12 protein-coding genes are annotated in these 14737 nt (G+C 55.3%); 5 read left to right on the top strand and 7 right to left on the bottom strand.

What is annotated here, in order from left to right:
* The first annotated feature begins 122 nt into the window (after positions 1-122).
* On the top strand, positions 123-1472 hold the full coding sequence (gene ghxP, locus LCD46_01555; protein UOY71063.1) for a guanine/hypoxanthine transporter GhxP: 1350 nt from the start codon (positions 123-125) through the stop codon (positions 1470-1472).
* Between the two features lie 150 nt (positions 1473-1622).
* Positions 1623-3269: a Na+/H+ antiporter gene (locus LCD46_01560; GenBank protein ID UOY71064.1), complete on the top strand. Its 1647-nt coding sequence runs from the start codon at positions 1623-1625 to the stop codon at positions 3267-3269.
* A gap of 74 nt (positions 3270-3343) precedes the next feature.
* Here LCD46_01560 and LCD46_01565 read toward each other — a convergent pair whose 3' ends face one another.
* Positions 3344-4231: a LysR family transcriptional regulator gene (locus tag LCD46_01565; protein UOY71065.1), complete on the bottom strand. Its 888-nt coding sequence runs from the start codon at positions 4229-4231 to the stop codon at positions 3344-3346.
* 101 nt (positions 4232-4332) lie between these two features.
* Here LCD46_01565 and LCD46_01570 point away from each other — a divergent pair, with 101 nt between their 5' ends.
* Both LCD46_01570 and LCD46_01575 read left to right on the top strand, forming a co-directional pair.
* Entirely contained in the window at positions 4333-4743 is a 411-nt protein-coding gene (locus LCD46_01570) for a CidA/LrgA family protein (GenBank protein ID UOY71066.1), read from the top strand.
* Positions 4736-5425 carry an LrgB family protein gene (locus tag LCD46_01575; GenBank protein ID UOY71067.1) on the top strand — a complete coding sequence of 230 codons (690 nt, stop codon included), beginning with the start codon at positions 4736-4738 and terminating at the stop codon, positions 5423-5425. The genes LCD46_01570 and LCD46_01575 overlap by 8 nt, the downstream gene beginning before the upstream one ends.
* Before the next feature lie 33 nt (positions 5426-5458).
* On the opposite strand, the gene actP is transcribed toward LCD46_01575, so the two are convergent.
* The 3 genes from actP to acs all read right to left on the bottom strand — a co-directional run bounded on the left by actP (position 5459) and on the right by acs (position 9456).
* Positions 5459-7108 (bottom strand): cation/acetate symporter ActP, encoded by a 1650-nt coding sequence (actP, locus tag LCD46_01580; protein ID UOY71068.1) that lies wholly within the window; start codon positions 7106-7108, stop codon positions 5459-5461.
* Positions 7105-7419 carry a DUF485 domain-containing protein gene (locus tag LCD46_01585; GenBank protein UOY71069.1) on the bottom strand — a complete coding sequence of 105 codons (315 nt, stop codon included), beginning with the start codon at positions 7417-7419 and terminating at the stop codon, positions 7105-7107. The genes actP and LCD46_01585 overlap by 4 nt, the downstream gene beginning before the upstream one ends.
* A gap of 78 nt (positions 7420-7497) precedes the next feature.
* The gene (gene acs, locus LCD46_01590) at positions 7498-9456 is read right to left on the bottom strand and encodes an acetate--CoA ligase (GenBank protein ID UOY71070.1); all 1959 of its coding nucleotides are present in this window, start codon (positions 9454-9456) and stop codon (positions 7498-7500) included.
* Positions 9457-9879: 423 nt separating this feature from the next.
* Between acs and gltP the strand changes: the two genes are divergently transcribed.
* Entirely contained in the window at positions 9880-11193 is a 1314-nt protein-coding gene (gltP, locus tag LCD46_01595; protein ID UOY71071.1) for a glutamate/aspartate:proton symporter GltP, read from the top strand.
* Positions 11194-11230: 37 nt separating this feature from the next.
* Here gltP and LCD46_01600 read toward each other — a convergent pair whose 3' ends face one another.
* The 3 genes from LCD46_01600 to fdhF form a co-directional block, all read right to left on the bottom strand.
* A complete protein-coding gene (locus LCD46_01600) occupies positions 11231-11905 on the bottom strand; it encodes a sel1 repeat family protein (GenBank protein ID UOY71072.1) in 675 nt (224 codons plus the stop codon).
* A gap of 121 nt (positions 11906-12026) precedes the next feature.
* Positions 12027-12179 carry a Hok/Gef family protein gene (locus LCD46_01605; protein UOY71073.1) on the bottom strand — a complete coding sequence of 51 codons (153 nt, stop codon included), beginning with the start codon at positions 12177-12179 and terminating at the stop codon, positions 12027-12029.
* Positions 12180-12499: 320 nt separating this feature from the next.
* On the bottom strand, positions 12500-14647 hold the full coding sequence (gene fdhF, locus LCD46_01610; GenBank protein UOY71074.1) for a formate dehydrogenase subunit alpha: 2148 nt from the start codon (positions 14645-14647) through the stop codon (positions 12500-12502).
* Between the last annotated feature and the right edge of the window lie 90 nt (positions 14648-14737).

The following is a 14737-nucleotide window of genomic DNA, read 5'->3' on the forward strand; positions in this document are numbered from 1 at the left end:
CGTTTGCTTTTTATGTGACGCCCTTTCGTCACCAACGCAACTCAAGGATTTGACGTTTAGCTGGCAGTGGCGTCTCCACCACGCTTACGGACTTTCTAAAAAACTCTCAGGGGATGTTTTCTATGTCTACGCCATCTGCGCGTACTGGCGGTTCACTTGACGCCATGTTTAAAATTTCGGCTCGCGGCAGCACCGTGCGCCAGGAAGTCGTTGCCGGTCTGACAACGTTCCTGGCGATGGTTTACTCCGTCATTGTTGTGCCGGGCATGCTGGGCAAAGCGGGCTTCCCGCCTGCAGCTGTCTTTGTTGCTACCTGCCTTGTGGCCGGTGTGGGCTCCATCGTGATGGGCCTGTGGGCGAACCTGCCGCTGGCAATTGGTTGCGCTATCTCTCTGACGGCGTTTACCGCATTCAGTCTGGTGCTGGGTCAACACATCAGCGTACCGGTTGCGTTGGGTGCCGTGTTCCTGATGGGGGTACTGTTTACCGTTATTTCAGCGACCGGCATCCGTAGCTGGATTTTGCGCAACCTGCCGCACGGCGTAGCGCACGGTACGGGTATCGGTATCGGCCTGTTCCTGCTGCTGATTGCCGCCAACGGCGTCGGTCTGGTCATCAAGAACCCGCTGGACGGTCTGCCGGTTGCGCTCGGTCACTTCGCGAGCTTCCCGGTGATTATGTCTTTGATTGGCCTGGCGGTGATTATCGGTCTGGAAAAACTGAAAGTCCCGGGCGGTATTCTGCTGACCATTATCGGGGTTTCTATTGTCGGCCTGATTTTCGATCCAAACGTCCACTTCTCCGGGATTTTCGCCATGCCGTCGCTGAGCGATGACAAAGGCAACTCCCTGATTGGTAGCCTGGATATCGTCGGCGCGCTGAACCCGGTGATCCTGCCAAGCGTGCTGGCGCTGGTGATGACTGCCGTGTTTGATGCAACCGGAACTATCCGCGCGGTAGCGGGACAAGCGAACCTGCTGGATAAAGACGGTCAGATTATTGATGGCGGCAAAGCGCTGACCACTGACTCCCTGAGCAGCGTCTTCTCTGGTCTGGTGGGTGCGGCACCGGCTGCAGTATACATCGAGTCCGCAGCGGGGACGGCGGCAGGCGGTAAAACCGGCCTGACGGCGATCACCGTCGGCGTGCTGTTCCTGCTGATCCTGTTCCTTTCTCCGCTCTCCTATCTGGTTCCGGCGTATGCGACCGCACCAGCGCTGATGTACGTTGGTCTGCTGATGCTGAGCAACGTGGCAAAAATCGACTTTGCTGACTTTGTGGATGCGATGTCCGGCCTCATCACCGCGGTATTTATCGTACTGACCTGTAACATCGTGACCGGCATTATGATCGGTTTTGCATCGCTGGTGATTGGTCGTCTGGTCTCTGGCGAGTGGCGCAAACTGAACATCGGCACGGTGGTGATCGCCGTTGCGCTGGTGGCGTTCTACGCGGGCGGTTGGGCAATCTAAGTTGTCCTTTGATGCAAAAACGGGTGGCTCAGGCCGCCCGTTTTTATTTTCAGGACTCATCCTGTTGCCTTTTGCGTTACTCTGGGGAAGATAGAATAAAAGGCACGACGCCTTCCGGAGTACATAAGCAACACAGCAAACAGGGAACGCATGGAAATCTTCTTCACAATACTCATCATGACCCTTGTGGTCTCGCTATCTGGGGTAGTTACACGCGTACTGCCCTTTCAGGTCCCCCTTCCATTAATGCAAATTGCCATCGGCGCGCTGCTGGCGTGGCCAACGTTTGGCCTGCACGTGGAGTTCGATCCCGAACTGTTCCTCGTGCTGTTTATCCCACCACTGCTGTTTGCAGATGGCTGGAAAACCCCCACGCGCGAATTCCTTGAGCACGGGCGAGAGATTTTCGGTCTGGCGCTGGCGCTGGTGGTGGTCACCGTGGTTGGGATTGGTTTTCTGATTTACTGGGCGGTGCCGGGTATCCCGTTAATTCCCGCTTTTGCGCTGGCCGCCGTCCTGTCACCAACCGATGCTGTGGCACTTTCTGGCATTGTGGGTGAGGGCCGAATTCCGAAGAAAATTATGGGCATTCTACAGGGTGAGGCGCTGATGAATGACGCCTCCGGCCTGGTTGCCCTGAAGTTTGCGGTGGCGGTCGCGATGGGCACGATGGTCTTTACCGTCGGCGGTGCGACGCTGGAATTCTTCAAGGTGGCGATTGGCGGTATTCTCGCAGGCTTCGTGGTGAGCTGGCTGTACGGACGTTCGCTGCGGTTCCTCAGCCGTTGGGGCGGCGATGAGCCCGCAACGCAAATCGTGCTGCTGTTCCTTCTGCCTTTTGCCTCTTATCTGATTGCCGAACATATCGGCGTGTCAGGCATTCTGGCTGCGGTGGCGGCAGGCATGACCATCACCCGTTCCGGCGTGATGCGTCGCGCACCGTTGGCTATGCGTCTGCGTGCGAACAGCACCTGGGCAATGCTGGAATTTGTCTTTAACGGCATGGTGTTCCTGCTCCTGGGCCTGCAATTGCCAGGCATTATGGAGTCCTCGCTGGTGGCGGCCGAGGCCGATCCGAACGTTGAAGTCTGGATGCTGTTTACCGATATCGTGCTGATCTACCTGGCGTTAATGCTGGTGCGTTTCGGTTGGCTGTGGACGATGAAAAAGTTCAGCGTGCGTTTCCTGACGAAAAAACCGATGGAGTTCGGCTCGTGGACCACACGTGAACTGCTGATTGCCTCCTTCGCAGGGGTACGCGGGGCGATTACCCTCGCCGGTGTGCTCTCTATTCCATTGCTGCTACCGACGGGCGATGTCTTCCCGGCGCGCTATGAGCTGGTGTTCCTGGCGGCAGGTGTCATTCTGTTCTCGCTGTTTGTTGGCGTGGTGATGTTGCCTATTTTGCTGCAGCACATTGACGCCGGTGATTCGACCCAGCAGCACAAGGAAGAGCGCATTGCCCGTGCGGCGACTGCCGAAGTGGCGATTGTGGCAATCCAGAAAATGGAAGAACGTCTGGCCGCCGATGCGGAAGAGAACATCGACAATCAACTGCTGACGGAAGTCAGTTCCCGCGTGATTGGTAACCTGCGTCGCCGTGCCGATGGGCGTAACGATGTGGAAAGTTCGCTGCAGGAGGAGAACCTCGAACGCCGGTTCCGTCTGGCGGCGCTGCGTTCAGAGCGTGCTGAATTGTACCATCTGCGCGCCACGCGCCAGATCAGTAACGAAACGCTGCAAAAGCTGCTGCACGATCTGGATCTGCTGGAAGCGCTGTTGATAGAGAATCAGTAACGCGCTTTTGCCCGGTGGCGCTACGCTTACCGGGCCTACGTGCTCGATCGGTTCCCTCTCCCTGTGGGAGAGGGTTAGGGTGAGGGGATCCAAAACCCCTCACAGCACTCCAGCCACGCCTGTGCGCTGTGCGACAAATACACCCCTTCGCGCCATATCATCCCTAACTGCCAGTGAAGATTGCTCTCCAGCGGGATCCAGCGCAGCGTGTTTTTATCCAGCCGCTCGCAAATCGGTTGTGGCAGGATGGCAATCCCCACACCTGCCTGCACCATCGCGGCCAGGAAATCCCACTGACCACTGCGAACCGCAATGCGCGGCTTCACGTTGTGTTGATTAAATAACGTCATCAACTGGCGGCTGAGCGCAAAGTCTTCGTTGTAAATCAGCAGCGGATGTTCGCCGAGAAGCTCGGGTTTCACCGAGTCTCTCTTCAGCCAGTCGCCGGAGCGGGGAACCAGTACGCACAGTGGATGGCTGAAGAGCGGCAGTGTCGCCAGGCCACTCTCTTCCTCAACGGGGAGGGCGGTCATCGCCACGTCCAGCTCGCCGTTGATAACCGCCTGCTGGACGGTTAATCCGCCAAATTCAGATATCTTCAGCTCTACGCCGGGATAGCGCTGGCGAAACAGGCTAATCGGCCCGGCCATCATCATCCCTACCATCGGCGGAATGCCGAGACGAAGCACACCTTTCGTCAGATGATTGATATCGTCCAGCTCCGCTTCCAGCTGGCGGAACTCCGCCAGGATTGCCAGCCCACGCTCAAAGACGACGCGCCCGGTATCGGTCAGTAACAGCTTGCGCCCGTCGCGGATCAGCAAAGTGCAGTTCAGTTCATCTTCGAGGTTTTTCAGCATCTTGCTGATGGTGGGCTGGGTAACAAACAACTTCTCCGCTGCGCGGGTAAAACTTTGCTGACGAACCACTTCGACAAAATAGCGCAGCGTTCTTATGTCCATGATTATTCCTCGAAACTATACCTTTGATGATTTTAATTCATTTCTGTCCATACCGTGCGCTCACTATACTGGCGCCTCGTCTCATTTTTGAGGAAACCCCCATGGCCGTGGCGTTAAGCCGTGTTACGCCTGCCGTTGCGCAACGACTCCAGGTACCGGTTCAGGTACTGCTCTACGCGGGACTGTTTGTTTTTGCCGAATATCTTGTCGGCTGGCTGCATCTGCCGCTGCCAGCCAACCTTGTGGGGATGATGCTGATGCTGACGCTCATCCTTTGTCGCGTCATTCCCCTCAATTGGGTACGGGCTGGTGCGCGCTGGCTGCTGGCAGAGATGCTGCTGTTCTTTGTTCCGGCAGTGGTAGCGGTGGTGAACTATGCGCAACTGCTGATGGTGGATGGCTGGCGCATCTTTGCGGTCATCGCGCTGAGTACGCTGATGGTGCTGGGGACGACCGCCTGGGTGGTGGATAAAGTGTATCGCTTTGAAATCAGCAGGCACAAACATGACTAACTTTCAGATAAGCGTCTTGTGCCTGATTGCGACGCTGGCGATCTACTTTGCTAACAAGCGGCTGTATCGCCGTTTTCACGCCCTGCCGCTGATGCCGCTGGTCTTCACACCTATCCTGCTGGTGTTGATGCTGGTCTTCGGTCATATCTCCTGGCAGAACTACATTGGCGAATCCCACTGGCTGCTGTGGCTGCTGGGGCCGGCGACTATCGCCTTTGCCGTCCCGGTGTATGACAACCTGGCGATTATCAAACGCCACTGGATGTCGCTCAGCGCAGGCGTGATCACCGCCACGGTGGTGGCGGTCTGTAGCTCGGTCTGGCTGGCGCGGCTGTTTACGCTGCCCGATGAAATTCAGCGCAGCCTGGCGGTACGTTCGGTGACGACACCATTTGCGCTGGCCGCGGCCAAACCGCTTGGCGGACAGCCGGATCTGGTAGCGCTGTTTGTTGTTGTCACCGGCGTCTTCGGCATGGCGGTGGGTGATATGCTGTTTCTGCGGCTGTCTATTCGGGAAGGGATGGCGAAAGGTGCGGGCTTTGGCGCGGCGTCGCACGGTGCGGGCACGGCACGTTCCTATGAGCTGGGTCAGCAGGAGGGCGTCGTGGCGAGCCAGGTGATGATGCTCTCAGGCGTGGTGATGGTGCTGATTGCGCCGCTGGTGGCGTGGGTGATGTTTTAAATTCCCCGGCCAGAGTAACCGGGGAGGAAAGGCTTAGTGCGCGCGACCCTGCTCAACGCCAAGACCGGTTTGCGAACGAATAAACTGGGCGCGGAATTTCTCGCGTTCCAGGTTACCCTCCGGCGAATTGTCGGTAGCCGAGAAGAACCAGATACCGATAAACGCCACGGCAATAGAGAACAGCGCCGGGTATTCATACGGGAAGATAGCTTTCTCATGACCGAGTATCTGCACCCAAATGGTTGGGCCCAGAATCATCAGGATCACCGCCGTCAGCAGTCCCAGCCAGCCACCAATCATCGCCCCACGGGTGGTCAGTCTTGACCAGTACATGGAGAGCAGGATGATCGGGAAATTGCAGCTTGCCGCGATCGAGAAGGCCAGCCCCACCATAAAGGCGATGTTCTGCTTCTCAAAGAGAATGCCCAGCAGAATAGCGACCACACCCAGCACCAGCACGGTGATCTTGGAAACCTTCAGCTCATCACGTTCGCTCGCGCCTTTACGGAAGACGTTGGCGTAGAGGTCGTGTGACACCGCAGACGCACCTGCCAGCGTCAGCCCTGCAACCACCGCAAGAATGGTAGCGAAGGCCACGGCGGAGATAAAGCCGAGGAACAGATTCCCGCCCACCGCGTCGGCCAGATGCACCGCCGCCATGTTGTTACCACCAATCAGCGCACCTGCCGCATCTTTAAACACCGGGTTTGCCCCCACCAGCATGATGGCACCAAAGCCGATGATAAAGGTCAGGATATAGAAGTAACCCATGAAACCGGTGGCGTAGAAAACGCTCTTACGTGCTTCGCGTGCATCGCTCACGGTGAAGAAACGCATCAGGATGTGCGGCAACCCTGCAGTACCGAACATCAGACCCAGACCGAGCGAAAGGGCTGAAATCGGGTCTTTCACCAGACCGCCCGGGCTCATGATGGCTTCACCTTTCGGGTGGACCGCCATCGCTTCGGTAAACAGGTTATTGAAGCTGAACCCAACGTGTTTCATCACCATGAAGGCCATAAAGCTGGCGCCGAACAGCAGCAGTACGGCTTTGATGATCTGCACCCAGGTCGTTGCGAGCATGCCGCCGAACAGGACGTACATCACCATCAGGACGCCAACCAGCACCACTGCGACGTGGTAGTTCAGGCCGAACAGGAGTTCGATCAACTTACCCGCGCCCACCATCTGCGCAATCAGGTACAGCGCAACCACCACCAGCGAGCCACAGGCTGAGAGGGTGCGAATCGGCCCCTGTTTCAGGCGATAAGATGCGACGTCTGCAAAGGTGTAGCGTCCCAGGTTACGCAGGCGTTCAGCAATCAGGAACAGAATGATTGGCCAGCCGACCAGGAAGCCGAGCGAGTAAATCAGACCATCGTAGCCGGAGGTATACACCAGCGCGGAGATCCCGAGGAACGAGGCCGCAGACATAAAGTCACCCGCAATCGCCAGCCCGTTCTGGAAACCGGTAATGTTGCCGCCCGCAGTGTAGTAATCGTTACGGGAGCGCACGCGTTTCGATGCCCAGTACGTGATGTACAGCGTCAGCAGGACGAAAATCAGGAACATCACAATCGCCTGCCAGTTGGTTGGCTGGCGCTGTACCTCACCGGTAATGGCATCCGCCGCGTGGGCGGCAATGGGAAGTGTGGCGGCTAGCGCCGTCAGGACTCGCTTCATGATGCTTTTACCTCTTGCAGTACCGCTTTATTAAGACGATCGAATTCACCGTTCGCGCGCCAGACGTACACGCCGGTCAGCACAAATGAAATCACAATCACGCCAATGCCAATGGGGATCCCGCGCGTGACGCTGGTCCCCTCGTGCAGCGGGGTGCCGAGCCAGTGTGGGGCAAAGGCGATAAGCAGAATAAAGCCGACGTAGATAATCAGCATGATGATGGAAAGGATGAAGGCAAACCGTTGCCGTTTATCGACGAGCTCCCTGTAGTGCGCACTATTCTCTATCTGCTGACAAATATCGTTATTCATCACAGAGTCTCCAGAAGTATTGGTAGGGGAGGTTTTATTGTTCCCTCTCCCTTGCGGGAGAGGGTTAGGGTGAGGGGGTTACGACGGCATTGCGATGGCCTGCTTTTCTTCGAGCAGTTTGTCCACCACGCCAGGATCCGCGAGCGTTGAGGTGTCACCGAGGTTGCTGGTGTCACCTGCCGCGATTTTGCGCAGAATACGGCGCATAATTTTGCCTGAACGGGTTTTCGGCAGCGAGTCGGTCCAGTGCAGAACATCCGGTGTGGCAAGCGGGCCAATCTCTTTACGTACCCAGTTGCGCACCTCGGCATACAGCTCTGGCGATGGCTCTTCACCGTGGTTCAGGGTGACATAGGCGTAAATCGCCTGGCCTTTGATGTTATGCGGGATACCTACCACGGCGGCTTCAGCAATCTTCGGATGAGACACCAGTGCAGATTCAATCTCGGCGGTGCCCAGACGGTGGCCGGAGACGTTCAGCACATCGTCCACGCGCCCGGTTATCCAGTAGTAACCATCTTCATCGCGACGCGCGCCATCGCCACTGAAATACATATTTTTAAAGGTGGAGAAATAGGTCTGCTCGAAGCGTTCGTGATCGCCGAATAACGTGCGCGCCTGACCTGGCCAGGAGTCAGTGATCACCAGGTTGCCTTCGGTTGCCCCTTCAAGCGGATGACCTTCGTTATCCACCAGTGCAGGCTGTACGCCGAAGAATGGGTTCGTTGCAGAACCTGCTTTCAGTTGGGTCGCTCCCGGCATTGGGGTGATCATAAAGCCGCCGGTCTCGGTCTGCCACCAGGTGTCCATCACCGGGCATTTCTCGTTACCGATTTTCTTCCAGTACCACTCCCAGGCTTCCGGGTTAATTGGCTCACCCACGGAACCAAGAATACGCAGGGAAGAGCGGTCAGTACCTTCGATGGCTTTATCGCCTTCTGCCATCAGCGCACGGATCGCCGTTGGCGCAGTATAGAGAATGTTGACCTTGTGTTTGTCGACCACCTGACACATACGCGCTGGCGTCGGCCAGTTTGGGACACCTTCAAACATCAGCGTGGTGGCACCGCAGGCCAGCGGGCCGTACAGCAGGTAGCTGTGTCCGGTGACCCAGCCCACGTCGGCGGTACACCAGTAAATGTCACCCGGGTGATAGTCGAAGACGTATTTGAAAGTGGTGGCCGCATAGACCAGATAGCCGCCGGTGGTGTGCAGCACGCCTTTCGGCTTGCCGGTCGACCCGGAGGTGTAAAGAATGAACAGCGGATCTTCCGCATTCATCTCTTGCGGCTGATGCTGGTCGCTCGCTTTTTCAATCAAATCGCTCCACCACAGGTCGCGACCTTCTTTCCAGTCGATCTTACCGCCGGTACGCTTGAGCACCACAACGTTGCTGACGCTTTTCACGTTCGGGTTTTTCAACGCTTCGTCGACGTTTTTCTTCAGCGGAATACTGCGACCAGCGCGCACGCCTTCATCGGCGGTGATCACCAGTTTAGAATTTGAATCGACAATACGACCGGCAACCGCTTCTGGCGAGAAGCCGCCGAAGATGACGGAGTGGATCGCACCGATGCGCGCGCATGCCAGCATGGCAACCGCCGCTTCGGGTACCATCGGCATATAAATAGCCACGACATCGCCTTTTTTAATGCCCTTTTCCAGCAGGACGTTGGCGAAACGGCACACGTCGCGGTGCAGTTCTTTGTACGTAATGTGTTTGCTCTGTGAGGCATCATCGCCTTCCCAGATGATGGCCGTCTCGTTCCCGCGCTCGGCAAGGTGACGGTCAAGGCAGTTCGCCGCCAGGTTCAGCGTGCCATCTTCATACCATTTTATGGAGACGTTGCCTGGCGCAAAGGAGGTGTTTTTCACCTTCTGATAAGGTTTGATCCAGTCAAGGATATGACCCTGTTCACCCCAGAAGATGTCCGGGCTGTTGATAGATTGCTGATATTTCTCGTGGTACTGCTCCGGGGTGATCAGGCAACGGTCCGCAATGTTTGCGGGAATGTCATGTTTGTGTATTTGGCTCATGGCTTTTTTTCTCCTTGTAAGATGTTAATAATATGTCGCAAAAACGTTAATTGTAGGGGCTTTACAAGCTTTGTTTATTATTTGGGCGGCAGATCACGCATTGTTTGAATAGTATGAAAAATGAGCGAATGAAACTTTGAAGAAAAATAATTTAGCGAGCCGATTATTCACAAATTAACATAAAAAAGCGTTTTTATAACAAAAGGTTATTTATCGGGATTGTCACAAACTCGCGTCATAGCAACTTTTTGTAGTGAAACGCATCGTTCTTTAAGGCTTGCGCAACATACCGTGCAAATGATACTCATACGCCGCGTTAAAAAATCCCATAAACCAACGCAACACAATTCATACCCTTTCAGTATGGCTCCATATTCATGCAGTTTGAGTGATCAGGGAGCTTCATTGAGGAAGTCAGTTTCTATGAAAAACGTTAAAGTCAGCCTGGCCTGGCAAATTTTGCTAGCCCTTGTGCTGGGCATCTTGCTGGGCAGTTACCTCCATTATCACAGTGACAGTCGCGAATGGCTGATTGCGAACCTGCTCTCGCCAGCAGGTGATATCTTTATTCATCTGATCAAGATGATTGTGGTACCGATTGTGATTTCGACGCTGGTGGTCGGTATTGCGGGCGTCGGCGATGCGAAACAGTTAGGCCGTATCGGGGCGAAAACCATTATCTATTTCGAAGTGATCACGACGATTGCCATTATCCTGGGCATTACGATGGCGAATGTGTTCCAGCCAGGCTCCGGGATTGATATGTCGCAACTCGCGACGGTGGATATTTCGAAATACCAAAGCACAACTGCTGATGTGCAGAGCCATGCGCATGGCCTGATGGGCACAATCCTGTCGCTGGTTCCGACCAACATCGTGGCGTCTATGGCGAAGGGTGAGATGCTGCCTATCATCTTCTTCTCGGTGCTGTTTGGTCTGGGTCTCTCTTCCCTGCCTGCGACACACCGTGAACCATTGGTGACGGTGTTCCGCTCAATCTCTGAAACCATGTTCAAAGTGACTCACATGGTGATGCGCTATGCGCCGGTTGGGGTGTTTGCACTTATTGCTGTGACCGTAGCGAATTTCGGTTTCGCCTCCCTGTGGCCGCTGGCGAAGCTGGTGATTCTGGTGCACTTCGCCATCCTGTTCTTTGCGCTGGTGGTGCTGGGCATCGTGGCGCGTCTGTGCGGGCTGAGCATCTGGATCCTGATTCGTATCCTGAAAGATGAGCTGATTCTGGCCTACTCCACGGCAAGCTCTGAGAGCGTGCTGCCGCGTATTATTGAGAAGATGGAAGCCTACGGCGCGCCAGCGTCGATCACCAGCTTCGTGGTGCCAACCGGCTACTCCTTTAACCTGGATGGCTCAACGCTGTACCAGAGTATTGCGGCGATCTTCATCGCTCAGCTGTACGGGATTGACCTGTCGCTGTGGCAGGAGATCGTGCTGGTGCTGACCCTGATGGTGACTTCAAAAGGTATCGCAGGCGTACCGGGCGTTTCGTTCGTGGTGTTGCTGGCAACGCTGGGTAGCGTCGGGATCCCGCTGGAAGGCCTGGCATTCATCGCCGGTGTTGACCGTATCCTCGACATGGCGCGTACGGCGCTGAATGTGGTGGGTAACGCCCTGGCGGTGCTGGTGATTGCCAAGTGGGAACACAAATTCGACCGTAAAAAAGCGCTGGCGTATGAACGCGAGGTGCTGGGTCGTTTTGATAAGACGGCTGACCAATAATGTAAAAAGCCGGGTGGCCTGCGCCACCCGGCAATGTTTACTCCCCGCTCAACGCGTCAAACTCTTCGCATCCCGTATCAAACCCTTCAGTACAACTCAGGTTCAACCAGTACAGCGCTTTCTGTTTATTGGGGATGATAAAGCCTTTCTCACCCTGTCTGAACAACATTCCAGCCCAGTACTCGGCGTAGCCCGTACGTGAAAGTGCTGAACTGCGTTTAAACCATGATGCCGCCTGAACATCGTCCTGAGCCACTTCTACACCGTTGGCATAAATCAAACCCAGCAGCAGTTGCGCATCTACCGCCGAGTCATTGTCGATATCTTCGGTTGCCGTTTGCAGCAGTTTGATGGCCTGTGGATAGTCGGTTTTGCCTGCCTGGGTGTTGACCAGCACGCGTGCCAGCATGATCGCACCCCGTTTACTGCCTGCGATGTTCGCCTGCTGCGCCAGCGCTTTAGCCTGCGCGTAATCGCCCTGCGTAAACTGGATTTGTGACAGCAGCGCCATCGCATCAACGTCGCCCCCTTTTGCCGCTTTCTCTGCCCACAGCGCCGCCTGTTTGCTGTCGCCAGAGCTGAAGTACGTATCGGCAAGATAATACTGGGCGCGGGCATCACCCGCTTCAGCTTGCTTTTTATACTGGCTGCCAATCTCATCGGCACGGGCAAGCGACGTAAAAACTAACAACAACAGGAAAATGTGTTTCATGGATTCTTATCATCTTGGTACATGCCGCGCAGTATAATCGCGGTGACAGAAGAAAAAAATGGGTGCATTAAGACCTCAGCATCCGACAAGCCGGGCGGAACCGTCGCTCCGCCCGAAGAGGTTAGCCTGCGTTGCAGGCTAATTTCGCCGCCACCTCCTGATGTTCACTCTTTATTGTGAGTTCGCATAACTTACCGCGATTAATAAAGGTAAATATCACTATCGTCAGGCAAATAATAAAGACAATGCCTAACGCAGTTTTTAATGGCGTCATGCCTTTTACTCCTTGTGAAAACTAGAATAAGAGGCTACTCTCAACCTGTTGGTGTTGAGGGGTAGCCTCGGGTAAATGACGATTTCCCGGGGCTTTCCACTTTCTGTCCCTCAACAATGCTCAAGACAGAAAGTCTTAAGCACCCGCCGCACATCTTATCCCTCTGAATTAAAATGCAAAGATGTAATTCTTGTTTGCGTAAATTACATTATTTCTGCGAGCGGCTTTCCAGAATAATAATTGATATTTCGAATGCTTTAAGCGGAAATAAAAAGGGAGTGAATATCTCACTCCCTTTATTCACTGATGAATTAACAGCTTCAACCCATTGCGCTTTCGCGCAGTCGGGCTTTCAGCTTGTTATATTCGTCGATGACATACTGTTCCGCAGCGTGCTGATCCGCAATTGGCTCCACGTTGACGGCGCAGTATTTATACTCCGGCGTTTTAGTTATCGGGCTTAAGTTCTCCGTCACCAGCTCGTTACAGGCGCCAATCCACCACTGGTAGGTCATATAGACCGCACCTTTGTTAGGACGGTCGCTGACCTGCGCACGAGTAATGATTCGGCCTTTACGAGAGTTCACCCACACCAGCGCTTCATCCTCAATACCGAGACGGTCAGCGTCGGCGGTGTTGATCTGCGCATAGCCTGGTTCATCCGCCAGTGCCGCCAGCGCGGCACAGTTGCCCGTCATGGAACGACAGGAGTAGTGGCCAACTTCACGCACGGTGGAAAGCACCATCGGATACTCATCGGTGAGTTTGTCGATAGGGGCGACCCAGTCACACGTGAAGAATTGTGCCAGTCCGTTCGGGGTGTCGAATTTCTCTTTGAAGAGATACGACGTGCCCTGATCAGCCTCTGACTCATCCCGGCATGGCCACTGGATATACCCCAGTTCACCCATTTTTTCGTAAGTGGCACCAAAGAAATCCGGGCACAGATGACGCAGCTCGTCCCAGATCTCCTGAGTGTTGTTGTAGTGCATTGGGTAGCCCATGCGGGTGGCGATTTCGCTGATGATCTGCCAGTCCGTTTTCAGATCCCACTTCGGCTCTACCGCTTTAAAGAAGCGCTGGAAGCCACGGTCTGCTGCCGTATAGACACCTTCATGCTCACCCCAGGACGTTGACGGTAGAATCACATCCGCCGCTGCCGCGGTTTTGGTCATAAAGATATCCTGGACAATCACCAGCTCCAGGTCCTCAAACCCTTTGCGCACCGCAGACAGCTCGGCGTCGGTCTGGAGCGGATCTTCGCCCATGATGTAGGCCGCACGCACTTCGCCGTGCGCCGCGCGGTGCGGCAGCTCGCTGATGCGATACCCGGTGTGTTCCGGCAGGCTTTCCACGCCCCAGGCCTTCGCGAACTTGGCGCGGTTCTCCGGGAATTTCACGTACTGATAGCCCGGATAGGTATCCGGCAGTGCACCCATATCACACGCGCCCTGCACGTTATTCTGCCCACGCACCGGGTTGACGCCAACGTGCGCCTTACCGAGATTCCCCGTCAGCATGGCGAGGCTGGTCAGAGAACGCACGGTTTCCACCCCCTGGTAGAACTGGGTCACGCCCATGCCCCACAGGATCGCGGCGGTTTTCGCCCCGGCATACATCCGTGCCGCCTGGCGGATCTCCTGCGCGCTGACGCCGGTTATCGCTTCTACCGACTCTGGCGTATAGACTTCGACAATTTTCCGGTACTCGTCAAAGCCTTCCGTACGGGTGGCGACAAACGCCTGGTCGTACAGGTTCTCCTCAATAATGACGTGCCCCATTGCGTTCAACAGCGCGATGTTCGAACCGTTTTTCAATGCAATGTGCATATCGGCAATGCGCGCGGTTTCAATTTTGCGCGGATCGCAGACGATGATCTTCGCCCCATTCTGTTTGGCGCGAATAACATGGTTCGCGACGATAGGGTGAGAATCCGCCGGGTTATAGCCGAAAATAAACACGAGATCGGTATTATCTATCTCGTTGATCGCATTACTCATTGCGCCGTTACCGACCGACTGGTGCAGACCTGCAACCGATGGGCCGTGTCAGACGCGAGCGCAGCAGTCGACGTTATTGGTACCAATAACGGCGCGCGCGAATTTCTGCATTACATAGTTCGTTTCATTTCCCGTCCCACGTGAGGAACCGGTGGTCTGAATGGCATCAGGGCCGTATTTGGCCTTAATGGCACTCAGGCGTGAGGCGACGTAATCCAGCGCCTCATTCCAGGAGACGGATTCCAGCTTGCCACCGCGCTCGCGGCGGATCATAGGGGTTTTCAGGCGCGGGGTGAGGATTTGAGTATCGTTAATAAAATCCCAGCCGTAGTAACCTTTCAGGCACAGCGTGCCCTGATTGGTTTTCCCCTGCGCGGCCTCCGCCCGGACGATTTTGCCGTTATCGACCACCAGGTGAATTTTGCAACCTGAGGCACAATAAGGGCAAACCGTGACGACTTTTTTCATCAGTCTGCTCCAGTTAATCGAATCTTTCGCACCCACTATGCAGCTTCTATGCCATGTTTTTTATATGGGTATACCCAGACTTTACGGCCC

The organism is Enterobacter ludwigii (assembly GCA_023023105.1).
GTDB classification, from domain to species: domain Bacteria; phylum Pseudomonadota; class Gammaproteobacteria; order Enterobacterales; family Enterobacteriaceae; genus Enterobacter; species Enterobacter adelaidei.